The sequence below is a fragment of the Gluconacetobacter sp. genome (assembly GCF_047721585.1).
GTDB classification, from domain to species: domain Bacteria; phylum Pseudomonadota; class Alphaproteobacteria; order Acetobacterales; family Acetobacteraceae; genus Gluconacetobacter; species Gluconacetobacter dulcium.
Genome location: NZ_JBDNXE010000040.1, coordinates 1 through 13,696, shown reverse-complemented (window position 1 = coordinate 13,696; position 13,696 = coordinate 1). Strand labels below are relative to the sequence as shown.

General features: G+C 65.9%; 11 protein-coding genes. 4 read left to right on the top strand and 7 right to left on the bottom strand.

Going from position 1 to position 13,696, the window contains the following annotated elements; genetic code table 11:
- Positions 1-233 precede the first annotated feature (233 nt).
- Positions 234-1,955, top strand: a complete 1,722-nt coding sequence (locus ABF821_RS09510; protein WP_415529840.1) for an FtsX-like permease family protein — start codon at positions 234-236, stop codon at positions 1,953-1,955.
- 202 nt (positions 1,956-2,157) lie between these two features.
- Positions 2,158-3,084, top strand: a complete 927-nt coding sequence (locus ABF821_RS09505; RefSeq protein WP_415529839.1) for a L,D-transpeptidase — start codon at positions 2,158-2,160, stop codon at positions 3,082-3,084.
- A 43-nt stretch (positions 3,085-3,127) separates the two neighbouring features.
- Here the strand turns inward: ABF821_RS09505 and ABF821_RS09500 are convergent, their stop codons facing one another.
- Positions 3,128-3,661, bottom strand: a complete 534-nt coding sequence (locus ABF821_RS09500; RefSeq protein WP_415529838.1) for a VOC family protein — start codon at positions 3,659-3,661, stop codon at positions 3,128-3,130.
- Between the two features lie 488 nt (positions 3,662-4,149).
- Between ABF821_RS09500 and ABF821_RS09495 the strand changes: the two genes are divergently transcribed.
- Positions 4,150-5,478 (top strand): hypothetical protein, encoded by a 1,329-nt coding sequence (locus ABF821_RS09495; protein WP_415529836.1) that lies wholly within the window; start codon positions 4,150-4,152, stop codon positions 5,476-5,478.
- A 51-nt stretch (positions 5,479-5,529) separates the two neighbouring features.
- Positions 5,530-6,051, top strand: a complete 522-nt coding sequence (locus ABF821_RS09490) for a hypothetical protein (protein WP_415529835.1) — start codon at positions 5,530-5,532, stop codon at positions 6,049-6,051.
- 54 nt (positions 6,052-6,105) lie between these two features.
- On the opposite strand, the gene ABF821_RS09485 is transcribed toward ABF821_RS09490, so the two are convergent.
- The 6 genes from ABF821_RS09485 to ABF821_RS09460 form a co-directional block, all read right to left on the bottom strand.
- Complete coding sequence (locus ABF821_RS09485; RefSeq protein WP_415529845.1) at positions 6,106-6,660, bottom strand: peroxiredoxin; 555 nt, start codon at positions 6,658-6,660, stop codon at positions 6,106-6,108.
- A 71-nt stretch (positions 6,661-6,731) separates the two neighbouring features.
- Positions 6,732-8,126, bottom strand: coding sequence for a lytic transglycosylase domain-containing protein (locus tag ABF821_RS09480; RefSeq protein WP_415529833.1), 1,395 nt, complete (start codon positions 8,124-8,126; stop codon positions 6,732-6,734).
- Positions 8,127-8,429: 303 nt separating this feature from the next.
- Positions 8,430-10,619 (bottom strand): glycogen debranching N-terminal domain-containing protein, encoded by a 2,190-nt coding sequence (locus ABF821_RS09475; protein ID WP_415529832.1) that lies wholly within the window; start codon positions 10,617-10,619, stop codon positions 8,430-8,432.
- A gap of 76 nt (positions 10,620-10,695) precedes the next feature.
- On the bottom strand, positions 10,696-11,781 hold the full coding sequence (locus ABF821_RS09470) for a CorA family divalent cation transporter (RefSeq protein ID WP_182972455.1): 1,086 nt from the start codon (positions 11,779-11,781) through the stop codon (positions 10,696-10,698).
- Positions 11,782-11,871: 90 nt separating this feature from the next.
- Positions 11,872-13,410, bottom strand: coding sequence for a glycosyltransferase (locus tag ABF821_RS09465; RefSeq protein WP_415529831.1), 1,539 nt, complete (start codon positions 13,408-13,410; stop codon positions 11,872-11,874).
- A gap of 24 nt (positions 13,411-13,434) precedes the next feature.
- Positions 13,435-13,696 (bottom strand): DUF3597 domain-containing protein (locus ABF821_RS09460; RefSeq protein WP_415529830.1); only part of this gene is annotated, 262 nt, incomplete at its 5' end.

Sequence of the window (13,696 nt, the reverse complement as noted above, 5' to 3'; positions counted from 1 at the left end):
CCCCCGCCGAGCTCGGGGGTCGCCGGTCCGACACATAAAAGACGCTGGGGGGGGGGGGGGGGGCCCCCGGCGGCCCCCCCACGCCGCCCAATGCCACCAGCGATTTCAGGATCATCGCCGTTTTTCCCAGTTCCTGGATGGATAAATGGCCATTTCGCAATTGGGGAAGCCAGTGGGGGCATATATGGGTCAGAATTGACGATCCTGCGGCGGTGCCGCGGATTGCCGCCGGATTGCGCCGATACCCGTATCGGCATCCCGGAAACTGGAAGGAAAGCCTGATCCGTTTCACCTATGGCGATGGCGGGTTGACGTTGGTACCGCTGCGCGCGGTGCATTTTCATAATGCGTCGATCGGGGAGGGTGGGGCCAGCCGCAGGTTGATCGATATCCTCGGACTGGTCGGGCTGGCGGCGCTGGCGACCGCGATCGTGAATTACGTCAATCTGGCCACCGCGCGGTCGGGGCTGCGGGCGCGTGAGGTGGCGATGCGCAAGGTGCTGGGGGCGACCCGCCCGGCGCTGATCGCGCGCTTCATGGGTGACGCGATCATGCTGGTCGGGGTGTCGGTGCTGGTCGGGCTGGCGCTGACGGAACTCTCGCTGCGCTGGGTCAACATGCTGGGCGGGTGGACTGTCGGTTTCGACTGGCGCTTCGTGTTGCCGGTATCGGTATTGATCGTGCTGGTCGTGGGGATCGTTGCCGGGATCTATCCCGCTCTGGTGCTGTCGTCGTTCCGTCCGGCGGCGGTGCTGGCGGCCAGCCGGATGCCGGCGGGCGGACGGATCGAGAGCATGTTGCGCAGCGTGCTGGTGGTGCTGCAATTCGGATTTGCCATCGTGCTGGCGGTCTGCACGATCGTGATGACCGACCAGGCGGCGTTCGTTCGCGTGCTCGATCGCGGAATCAGCAAGGAAGGTGTGATCGTCGTCGATGCGCTGGCGGATGCCAGCCTGACGGCGCGGCAGGAGGAGATCGTGCGCCGGCTGGGCGAGGTGCCGGGGGTGCGGATCGCCACGCGATCGGACATGTATCCTCACCACACCGATGACAGTGACGATTATCGTCGTCCGGGCGGCGGCAGTCTGCTCCCTGTCTGGTGGGGTTGCGCCACGCCGGGATATTTCGAGGCGATCGGGGCGAGGCTGGTCGCGGGGCGCCTGTTCGACGTCCATCAGGGCAGTGATTATCACGCTGGGCGGGAGCAGGAAGGGGCGGGGAGCAGCATCGTCATTTCGCGCCTGACGGCGGAACGGTTCGGCTTTGCGTCGCCGGAGGCGGCGGTGGGGCAGGAATTGCGAGAGGATTGGGGTGGGCGAACCTATCGCATCATCGGGGTGATCGACGACATCCGGTTTGGTGGCGCGCATGAGCCGATGCGTCCGCTGCTGTATTACGGCCGTTCGGGGTCGTTTGGCGAGGCTGCTGCGATCATCCGTTACGAGGGGGCGTCACAGGCCGAGGAAATGGCGCGTCTGCGGTCGGCGTGGGCGAGCATTGCGCCGGATGTCCCGTTCTCGGCTCAGGGGGTGAACGATATATTCGCCGACGATTTTCGCAGCGACCAGAATTACGGTGTGTTGTTCGGCATCGGTTCCGCTGTGGCGATCGGCATCGCCTGTCTGGGACTGTTCGGCCTGTCGTCGTTCAACGTGTCGCGTCGCCGGCATGAGATCGGGGTGCGCAAGGTGCTGGGAGCGGATCGTCGGCAGGTCCTGACCTTGCTGGTGGGCCAGTTTCTGCGGCCGGTCTTTATCGCGAACGTGATCGCCTGGCCGGTCGCGTGGGTGTTCATGAGCCGGTGGCTGTCGGGATTCGATCAGCGGGTTGCGCTGACACCATGGCCGTTCGTGATCGCGGCCGGTGGGGCGGGGTTGATCGCGCTGCTGACCGTGCTTGGGCAGTCGGCCAGGGCTGCGGCCAATCCGCCGGCTGCTTCGTTGAGGGCAGGGTAAGAAGGGCTGCATGCCGGAAATGAGGATGGCGCATGATATGATCCGTGAGGATTGAGCAACACCGCGGATAAAACCGCTATTCTCCGGTCTCGGGTCGGGGAACGTCGGGGCTTTTCAAGCGTCAGGATCGCGGGTGGGTGGTGTTGGCGGGGCGGGAACACTCGTACGATGCAGCTGGCAGCCCACGGCGAAGAGGGGAAGCATGCGGACAGATTTTCCGGTGGCGGGTTCAGGGGCCGGTTTCCTGGCGGTGTTTTTCCTCCTGTTCGCGACCGGGGCCGCGTTGGCCGACCCGATGCCGCTGCTTTCCGAGGCGGTGGTGCCTCCGGCCGCGCCCGCGCCGACGGGCGCGCCAGCGGAGCAGGTTGCTCCCGCGCTTGATATTCCGCCCCTGCCGGCGTTGGATGACGAGGCCGCCAGGGCCGAGGCGCAGCATCTGCTTATGGCCATGCGGCGCGAGATTCCGCATTTTCAGACGGTATCGGCCAGGGATGCCGACCGATGGGTTGCGATGGCACGGGCGCAACTGGCGCGGGACAAAATGACGATCGACCGGGCGCAGGTGCTGATGGTGGTGGATCGTAATCCGCGTGTGCAGCGGGTCTGCTTTGTGCTTGCGCTACCGGATGATGATGCGTGGGTGGTGTTGGGAGGAACCCGGGTTTCGACCGGGCAGGCGGGGCGTAAATATTATTACCTGACGCCGACCGGGGTGTTCATCAATTCGCCTGATCGGCTGGGCTATCGTGCCGAGGGAACGCGCAACGAGCATGGTATCCGCGGATTGGGTGCGCGCGGCATGCGGGTGTGGGATATGGGCTGGCAATGGGCCGTGAAGGGCTGGCGGGCTGACCGGGAGCAGGGGCAGATCAGGCTGGAAATTCATGCGACCGACCCGGATTTTCTGGAGGCGCGGTTGGGGCATCCGGCTTCGGAAGGGTGCGTACGCATTCCGGCGGCGCTGAACCGTTTTATGGATCGGCATGGGCTGCTGGACGTGCAGTATGAACAGGCGGCCAGTTATGATGGCCGCTTTCGGGCCTTGCTGCCGCGAGATCGCACGCCTTCGCCGATTGCGGGGGATGCGCTGGTGGTGGTGGACTCCGCGCAGAGTGAGGGGATGATCTGAGCGTCTGATCGAATGTGCGCGGAGCCTGTCAGGAACGTCTTGTTCAGCGCGGTGGCGGTATGTAGCGGGGTTGCGGTTCGATCGTGTCGAAGCCGCTGCGATCCGGTGTGCAGAGAAGTTCGATCGTCATGCCCCATGGCGTGCGTCCGTAGCAGAAAAAATTTCCTTTTCCTTCTTCAATCCCGAGTTGTTTGCCCGGTTCCGTCAGCAGCACGCCACCTGCATCCGTGAACCGTTTGGCTCCGGCCTGGATGTCGTCAACATAGACGGCGAAATGTTGCAGGCCCAGATCGCTCGCCCGTGCTGGCTTTGCCTGTTCCGGCGCCTGCATCTCGAACAATTCCAGGCTCGCGCCATTGCCCAGACGCATCATGCGCATCGCCACGACCTGCGTGCCCTTGACCAGGCCCAGGGTCTTTTCAGTATCCGGACCGGAAAACGGCGGCTGGGCGCGCTTGAGATTGTCATAGAGCGGAACAGCGCCGAACGCATTCACGAAGAATGTCGAGGCGGCTTCGAGATCGGGCACGGTCATGCCGACATGGTCGATGCCGCGCGGCAGGCCATTGGATGTCATGAAAAATACTCCTCTCCCGGACCCACAGGGTGATGACGGTGTGGGTTTCTGCCAACGGAAACACCGTCAGAGTCATGGGGTAAAATGTCACATTTCCGGCAGGACGCCCTCTTTGGCCCTGGTAACGGAACGTTCTGGGTATGATTTTTGAACCCTGGGGCGGCGCAGTTTTCCGCCATGAGGCGAACACGGTTTCGTTACCCGTAGCCTGAGGCGCTCTGAAAAGAAGGCGATTGCGATCCGGAATCGTCCTGATCGGATTTCATGCTGACAGGATATGGGAAAAGTCGGCCTGCCGAGCGAGCGTGCGGCGAAGCGATATAGGCGTCGTCGCAATCCGATACGAAAAGGCGACTGCTTTTTTGCTCGCCTCTCTGGTGTGTTCCTGAATGTTTGATGATGGGGCGGCATGTGCGCGTTATCCTGTGGCGATCGGGTGGGCGAGGATGATCCGCTTTGGCCCGGCTTTTCTTGCCGAAGGATGAACCATGCTGGCTGGTGCCGCATCCCTGATGAACCGCCGGGTAAGTTCCTGGGTAAGGCGCGGCGGAATATTAGGTATTCTTGTTGTTCTTCTGCCATCGGCGGCGCTGGGGTGGAGTAACCATCCACTTTGTACCTGGCAGGCCGTGGCAGTGATGCCGGGCATGGCCGAGCGTATGGTCACTGCGGAGACGCTGGGTTCGTTTCTGGGCGATGTGTCCGATCGCTTGCCGGCTGCGCTGGAGGGGGAGGAGATTTGGGCGCGGGCGCATCTGCCATTCTATGCGCCGCGTCCGGATGCTCTGCGGTTTGGGGGAACATCGGCAGTGGGGAAGGATGCTGCGTCGCTCAGGACCGGGTTTGTACAGGCGATCCGGGTGAATGAGGGGATGATGCTGGATCTTTATGTGCAGCGGCCGCCGGGTGTCGGGGTGCCGGCGGAGCGCGTGATGCCTTGGTCTTCCGCGAGCGTTCTGAAGAGTCTGGAGGATACGGAGGCCAGTTCTCTGGAACGGGTGAGGGAAGGAGATGTGTTGCGGGTGGCCGATGTGGTGGCGACCGCGACGAATGAGCCCGATCTTGGGTTGGATATCGGGTTGTGGGCGGATAGTGGCTCGGCGCAGGGTGGACGCTACGGTTATGGCGCGCAGCCGTTTGGGAATCCGCATTTGGCATATGGCACGCAGGCGCCGTTCCATATGGGGTTCTACCACGAGAGCGGCCTTGTCTATCGGGCGGCTGGGTATCTTCAGCGCACCTATCCCGAAGCGCGGATTCATCTGTTCATGACGCTGTCGCGCTTTGCGTTTGCGCAGGGGCATCCTTACTGGGGCTGGCGGTTTGCCGGCTGGGCGATTCATTACGTGCAGGATCTGGCGCAGCCTTATCATGCGCGCGTGCTGCCCGGTGTCTGGACGCTGACGATGGTCGGGATCGGGGCGCTGGATATGCTGGGGATACATGGCCCGCAGGTTGCCGCGGTGACCCGTGTGACCAATCGGCATATCGTGCTGGAGACTTATCAATATCGTCGGATGTCGGCGGCCTATCGGGCGCATGACATGGATGATCCGCTGCTGGCGGCGTTGCGTGATACGTCCGATGACGGATCGCTGGAGCGGTTGGGGGCGTCGTCGGTGCGGGAGATCGTGTCGGCGCAATCCGCCGCTGTGGCGGATGAGCTTGATGCGCAACTGGTCAGGACTTTTCCGGCTGCCGATGTCGTGGCGGAGCAGCCGGCGATGACGCGGCTTGTCGCCGACCGCATGCGTCAGGTGGGGCGGGATACGCGGGCCGTTATCCGTGTGCTGGACCCGCAGGGAGTGGGCCGGTGAGGGCGCGAACGCCGGCTTTTCAAAGCGTCTGGCTTCGCTCATGATCATGTGATGACGAAATCCGGATTGCTCCCTTGTCTTGTTCTGTCGGCTTTGCTCGCCCGGTCGCCTGCCTGGGCGGCTCAACCGGTGGCTTCGGGCGCGCCGACACCTGCCAGCGTGGCTGCCGCGATCCGGGCCGATGGTGCGGCGCAGGCATTGGGCGCGCTGGACGATGCCGATACGTTCGATACCGTGACTGACGGGATCGCGGCGGCGGACCCCGCGTGGCTGGCGTTGGTGCCGGCGATGGGGCCGGGGCTGGATGCGGATAGCGGGGCTGCGGTTTCGGCGGCGCTTGCCCTGGCGTTGCCGCAGAAGCCGCGCCTTGTCCTGCCGCTGCTGGACCCGGCGACGCCTGCATTGGACCCGGCGCGGGTGTGCGCCCACCCATTCATGCATGACGAAGTGCCGGACCTGAAAGGGTATATCCGGCGTAGCCGTGCCGCCCTGCGGAAGGTGCGTGACGACGGGTTGCGCGTGGTGCGGGATCGGTGTCTGGCCGTCATGGGAACGGCGAAATCCGTTCCCTGAGAAGCTGATGGACAATGGGGCCTGGTGGAGGCCGGGCGCGGTTGCGACTGCGCGTCAGTGCCGGGGCGTGGTGGAGCCGACCGCTTTCCAGGCGCGCAGGGCGGCCAGGGTGCCGCTGATATGGCCCTCGGGGGCCATGGCGCTGTAGGCGTAGAGAATATGGCCGTCCGGCGCGATCACGTAGGACGTGCGGTTGGCGTAATGCAGCAGTTTCATCTTGGAATCGTAGGAACTGGCGATCTTGCCTGTCGGGTCTGAAGCGACGGGGAAACGGCTGCGGCATTCGCTGACCGAGAAGCGGTCCAGCGTTTCGATCTTGTCCATCGAGACGCCGATGACCGTGGCGCCCAGTGCCTTGAACTGGTCCATCGCGTCGGCGAAATCATGGGCTTCGATGGTGCAGCCGCGCGTGAAGGCCGCCGGATAGAAATACAGGACCACCGGACCCTTATGCAGGGCTTCGGCCAGCGAGAAATTGAACTGCTTGCCGCCCAGGCTGGCCGGAGTGTCGAACAGGGGCGCCGTGCTGCCCAGTGGCAGCGCGGCCTTGGCTACGGAGAAGGACAGCAGCGTGATGCCCGACAGGGTGAGGGCGACGGGGAGCACCATGCTCAACCGGGTGGCGCGACGGAGGAGGGCGGAGCGGAGCATGGGCGGACCTTTCAACGGGAGGCGTGCGATCAGGACCGCGAGTCAGGCGAAATGATGACGCAATTGTCCGACCCCGTCGACAGGCGATGGCACGCTTCGACCGCGGCGTCATGCGACAGGCCGGTCAACCGGGCGCGATAGAGCATGCCGTGGGGGGCGTGGATGCCGGCGACCTGCGGGCGGGCACTGGCCAGCACGCCGGCGGCGCGGCTGCGCGCATGACCCGTGGCCTGAGAGGCCAGCGATGCCGTGCCGAACGCGCCAACCTGGATCGCCCAGTCACGCTGGGCCGGCGCCAGGCTGCCGCGTCGCAGCAGCGGCGCGGGCTCGGCCATGGCGGGGCGGACGAGCTGGAAACCGTGCCCGGCGGACGAGGCGGGCTGGGGCGCGGGCGAGTGGGCCGCAACGGGTGCGGCGGATGCGATGGCGACAGGTGCGGGTGCCGGTGCCGGGGACGCCGTTGCGCTGTCGGTAGCTTCCGACTGCGCGCGGGAGGCCCAGGCGGCGCGGACGGCGTCGGCCGACGTGCCCTGGCCGGCGGGGGCGACGGCCTTCCACGCCGTATAGGCTGGCGCCGGGGAGGCGGTGGCTTCCGCCGGAGCCTCGGCCACCTGGATCGGCTGGCTGTCGTTGCTGCTGCCCTGATGATCGTTGCGGTGGGCCCAGGCGGCGCGGACGGAATTGGTTTCGGTGCTGGTCTGCGCGGCGGCATAGACATGGCCGCGCGCGACATCGTGGGCTTCGACCATCAGGTCGGCCTGCGAGCGGACATTGGGGGTGATGCCGGCGATCTGCGGGCCGATTGCCGCGACGTAGTTGCGGGTTTCGCGCGGGAGCGACCGGTGGTGCAGCAGGAAGTCGTCCAGCCGGCCGGGGCCGGTATTGTAGGCGGCCAGGAAGCCGGGGGAGCCGTAGATATCGTACATCTGCCGGATATAGGCGGTGCCGGCCATGATGTTGTCGCGGGGATTGAAGGGATCGTCGCCCAGCCCGTACTGGCCCTTCATTTCGTCATAGGTCGGCGGCATGAGCTGCATCAGGCCCATCGCGCCGGGGGCCGAGGTGACGAACTGACCGTTGCGGAAGAGTTGGCCGCCGGATTCGCGCTGCATGACCGAGCGAATCCAGGTATCCGGCACGTCGAATCGCTTGGAGGCTTCCATGATATAGGGGCCCCACGGATCGTCGGGCGGGCCGGGCGGGGCGTAGAAGGATTTGGCGTGAGCCCGGTATTCCGCAGCTTCCTGCATCACCGGGGCATGTTGCCCCGGATCGGTGGCGCAGGCTGCCAGCAGGCCGGCCAGTCCGACCGCGCCCGCGACACGGATGGCGAGCCGACCCTGTGCTCGTTCCGACAGGTCGCACGCGCGCTCCGTCGCGCGCCGGGACGGACGGGTGGGGCGGGCCTGCTTCTGTCGGGTCATCGGGCGTTCATCCGGGACGGGCGCGAGATCCGCGAGGGGAGCGCCGAGGGAAAGGCAGAAATTTGGCGCCGATTATGGCGAAAATAGGGACCGGACCCCGTTTCGGACGTGAGAATGGCCATCTTCATCGTGAGCGCGTGCCACTCCTGGGCGGAAGTTCAGGTCAGAGAGGAAGAATATGCCCTAAATCTTTATAGAACGCCGTACTTCCGCGCAACATGATCGCGTTGCCGTAGCGATCGTGTCGGCCTGTCGGAGCATGGGGACGTTGGGGCCGGCTTTTCGCACCGGCCCCGCCCGTGGTCAGTTCGTGATCTGCACCTGGATGGATTGCGTGCGCTGGACGACGTTGATCGCGACTTCGTCTTCGACGCGCACCAGGCGCACCGTGACTTTGTCGCCGCCGACTTCGAGGTTGTAGAGTGTCATCTGTTCCAGGAAATCGGGCAGGCGGGGGCGCTGGAAATGCACGGCGACCGCCGTCGGGTCGAAGCTCAGGCCGAGGACCGACTGGACCAGGGCCGGCAATGTCGCGGCCGCCCATGCCTGCGGCGAGCAGGCGACCGGGTAGCGCACCGGCCCTTCCGCGCGGTTGCGGGTGAAGCCGCAGAACAGTTCCGGCAGGCGCCGCAAGTCCGTATGGAACGCGGCGTCGAACATGCCCCGGAACAGCCGCTCGGCCTCGTCGCGATAGCCGTGGCGGGCGAAGCCCAGCCCGATCAGGGCGTTGTCGTGCGGCCAGACCGAGCCGTTGTGATAGGCCATCGGATTATAGCGGGCCTCGCCCTCGGGGATGGTGCGGATGCCCCAGCCGGAGAAGGACGAACGGTGCATCAGCCCGGCGACCAGGCGCGGCACGCGGTCGGGGGTTGCGATATCGGTCAGCAGGATATGGCCGGCATTCGACGACCGGACGCGGCAGGGTTTCTTGTGGCCGTCGAGCGCCAGGGCGTAGGTGCCGAGTTCCTCGATCCAGAACCGGTCATTGAAGGCGACGCGCAGGGCGTCGGCCAGTTGGTCCTGCCGGTCTGCATAGGCGGTGCGGCCCAGGCGACGGCCGATGGTCGCGGCGGCGCGGCGCGCGGCGTAGACATAGGCCTGGACTTCACACAGCGCGATCGGTCCCTCCGCGAGGGTACCATCGGCGTGGAAGATGCTGTCGTAGCTGTCTTTCCAGCCCTGGTTGATCAGCCCGTCCTTGTTGCGGCGGCCATATTCGACGAAACCGTCGCCGTCGCGGTCGCCGTAGCGGTCGATCCATTCGACGGCGCGTTCGATGTTCGGCCAGATCGTCGTCATCAGCGCCACGTCGCCGGTGCGTTCCAGATACTGGCCGGCCAGCATGACGAAGAGCGGCGTGGAATCGATCGAGCCGTAGTAATGGCGGAACGGGACTTCGCCCAGTTCGGCCATCTCGCCGTGCCGCACTTCGTGCAGGATCTTGCCGGGCTCGGCGTCGGCGATCGGGTCTTCGGTGTGGGCCTGGTGGCGGGCGAGGTAGGCCAGCACGCCGCGCGCGATTTCCGGGTCCAGCCACAAAGTGAGCATGGCGGTGATCAGGGCGTCGCGGCCGAAGGCGGTGCTGAACCACGGCACGCCGGCATAGGGGTAGGGGCCGGTCTTCTTGTCCGTCAGCAGCATGTAGATGTCGCAGATGCAGCGGCGGATGGCCTCGTTGAAGATCTCGTTCGAGGTCGCGATGGCCGCCGCGCGGGACGAGGACAGGCGCAGCGCGCGCCGCGCCTCGACCGCGCCGCTCAGGAAGCGGCGGTTGGGCTGGGCTTCGTGCCGCTCGGTGGGATCGCACTCGATTTCGTAATGGATCAGCACGCGCTGGCCCGGTGGCAGGTCGAAGCGGAAGGTGGCGTGCTGGGCGGTGAGTTCGGCCGGCGGTGGCCAGAAGCGCAGCATGGTGGTGCGGCGCCGGTCGTCCAGACCGTCATAGGACAGTTTCACCTCGGCCTCGCCGACCTCGGGCGCGGCCATCGTGCCGCGCCGGGGGCGGGTGGAGCCGCGTGCCTCGAACAGGTCGGCGAAATCGGCCAGGAAACGGATGTCGAGCAGGGCCGTGCGGGGTTCGACATCGAAATTGCGAATCTCGACGCGCTCGTAGCAGACCCGGTTCCACAGGAAGCGCGACCGGCGCACATGCAGCAGGTCGTGATTCATGTGCCGGCCGTCCGGGCCGTCGATATCCGTGTTGGTCAGGTCGACCGACAGCATCACGTTGTTTTCGCGCACCGTCGAGGACAGCAGGATGGGGCGCGTGCCCTGGAGGCTCATCGACAGGCCGGACAGATAGCGCGTGTCGTGGAAATAGAGGCCGTCGGCGATGCCGTCGCCGTAGAGGATATCGCCCGTCTGGTCGAAGACCCCGAACATGTCGCCCTGTTTGAGCGTATGCAGGCGGCGTTCCGACAGGAGGGATTTCGCGGCGACGGGGAAGCCGTCCAGTTCCCCGGCGTGCGTCTGGGTTTCTGTTTGGCTGTCCATGACGGGGGTCCTTCGCTTCGAAACGGTTATCTTTGTCCGGCAGTACCCGGGGGCGGGTGCGATCGCGGGCTGGCTTTCAGAGCAGCTTGGTGAATTTGAGCAGCAGCCAGGCGACGACCATGAACAGGAAGCAGATGCCGCCGGCCTCTACCGTGCCCAGGGAGCCGCTTGCCAGGAACATGCCGCCGGTATTCATGCCGAAGAATCCGGTCACGAATGTGGCCGGCAGCATCAGGGTCGTCAGCACCGACACCGTGTACAGGCGCCGGTTGGTTTCTTCCGCCTGGCCCGAGGCGAGTTCATCCTGCAACGAACGCGCGCGGTCCTGCAATGCCATCAGATCGTCCAGCGCCGCATGAATCTGGCGCTGCGAGCGGTCGCGGATATCGTCCTCGGCCCATTCCGGCAGTTCCAGATCCTCGTTGTGGAAGATCCGGTCGACCGGCGAGATCACGCGGCGCAGTTCGGTCGAACGGCGCCGCACCTTGCCGATCAGGCCGCTGATGCGGCCGAAATCGGTGTGCTGGTCCAGGGTCAGCAGCAGATCCTCGGCGCGGTCGAGCTGGTCGTCCAGCATGGCGATGTTCCGACGCACGCTGTCGGCGAATTCCAGCAGCGTGCGGTCCACGATCTCGGCGGGGGTGCGGGGGCCGTCGTCGCGTTGCAGCCAGCGATAGGCGGCGCCCAGTGCCGGGACGGGGTGGCGCCGGGTGGTGATCAGCAGGTCGGGGAGCACCGCGAAACGCCAGGCCGAGACGCTGGTGTCGTCGTCGGTCATGCTGTCGTCGAATCCGGGCAGGGCGCCGTAGACGATGTCGCCGTCGGCCTCCAGCCGGGTGCTGCGGTCGGTGCCCGACAGGGTGATGCGGGCTTCCTCGGTCAGGCAGGCGATGGCCTCGACCCGAGCCCGGCTGGCCGTATGCACGACATCGTAATGCAGCCAGACCCATCCGGCGGGCCGTTCTTCGGTCGTGGCGGGGGTGGTTTCGGCGTCTTCGGTATGGGGGGGGCGGCTGTTCAGGTGATCGGCCGCCTGCTGGGGCGACAATTGCACCGGCCGGTGTCCGGGGACGCAGGAAACCGCCCAGACCAGACCATCCGCCGCATCGCTCTGCGGCGTATCGACGAGGGACAATTCGGTCTGGGCTATCGTGTCGGGCATCGTGATATCCGGGACCGCTCGCAATGCAAGCGCACACTTGGCATGGGTGCATGCAGGTTGCAATCCCATGAGCGGTGATCCGTCGGGCGGTCAGGTTTTTCGTGCGGGTCTCCAGTTCCTCGCCCAGGTGCGCAGGGCCATGCCTGCCTCCTTCAGGATCGGGGCCAGGGTGGCCTCGCGCGACCGGAAGATGCGCATGGTCGGGTACCAGGGTGACCGGCCGATGGCGTCCCCCCATCGCCAGCAGGCGTCCTGGCGGCTGATCATCCAGACCGGGCAGCCCAGCGCGCCCGCCAGATGCAGCGGTGCGGTGTCGACCGAAATGACGAGATCGAGACTGGCCATGATCGCCGCCGTGTCGGCCATGTCGTGCACGCTGCCCATCGGGTCGCACAATGTCTGGCCGGTCCAGTCCGCGATTTCCTGCCGGGGCGCGCCCAGTTGAAGGCTGACCAGCGTTGCCGCGACGGGCGTCAGGGCCTTGGCCATCGTTGCCTGCGTCGTCGAGCGGCGTTGGTCAACGAGGGCGTGAATGGATTGCGGCCGCCACTCGCCCGCCCAGACCAGGCCGATACGCGGGCGGCGTTCCGGCAGCAGGGTGGCGAAGCGGGCGATATCGTCGGGATCGGGGTGCAGGTAGGGGATTGGTGCCGGAACGTCCCACAAGGATGTTGCCCCGGCGATGTGCGGCAGGTCGGGGATGGCGGCGGCGTAATCGTAGCCGTTCTGCCGCGCGAGCGTGCCTGTCTCGTACACCTTGGCCGCCGGATAGGATTGCGCCAGCAGGCGGACCAGGGGGCGGGGCACGACGATCGTGACGTGCGCCCCTTTTGCCAGCAGGTCGGGTACGAAGCGGATGAACTGGATGGTGTCGCCCAGCCCCTGTTCCTGAAACAGTACGACACCGCGCCCGGCGACCGCATCGCCGGGGCACAGGCGGGGCAGGGACAGATACCATGCGTCCCTGTCGTCGGGGGTGAGGTGCCGGTTGAAATAGCGCGGCCAGCCCTCGTCCAGACGGCCGGCCTTGATCAGCGCGCAGGCATGGCCGAACGTGATTCCGTAGTCTGTCGGGGCGAGGGCTTCGGCTTTTTCGTACCAGGAGACGGCTTCCGCCGACCGGTCGAGGCAGAAGAGGGCGATGCCCATGTTTTTCAGCAGCGTGGGCGTGACGATGCTGTTTTCGAAACATCGTAGCAGGATTCGCAGGCTTTCCGCCGGGTGGCCGGCCTGGAGAAGGGCCGTGGACATGGCCTCGCAGAGCGTGCCGCTTTCGTCCGGGTAGCGGTCCAGCAGTTCCGCAAACAGGGCGTGGCTACCCGCGAGGTCGCCGCGTACGACGCGGACATGCAGCAACAGGCTCCATGCGGGGACCGTGTCCGGCCACCGATGCAGCACGGGACGCAGGAATGCCTCGACAAGGTCGTAGGCGGAACTGTGGCGCAGGATGATCGTGGCGGCGGTGACGGCGAGCCGCCAGTCGTCGGGATGGCGGGTGGTCACGTCCAGAAACAGGCGGACCGCGTCTTCTCCTCGGCCTGTGGCGAAGAGGGTGTCGCCGGTCCGCTCTATGTCCTCGGGGCATGGCGGGACGCCGTCGGTCGCGCTGTCGATCGAGCCGTCTGTCATGCCATTCCCGTCATCCGCGCCGGATCATTTCAGGTCGTCGGGAACCTTGCCGCCATTTTCGGCCAGCTTCTGCATGACCGCCTTGTGCAGCCAGACATTCATCGACGCGGAGTCGTTGGTGTCGCCGGTGTAGTGCAGTTCTCCGGCCAGTTGCTTGCGTGCCGCCAGCGAACTGTCCAGGCCCAGCAGCTTCATGAGGTCGACGATCGATTGCTGCCAGTTGAGCGGCTGGGGCGCCTTGGCGGCCAGGTCGGTCAGGATGGCGGCGACGTCGACCGGGGCGGAG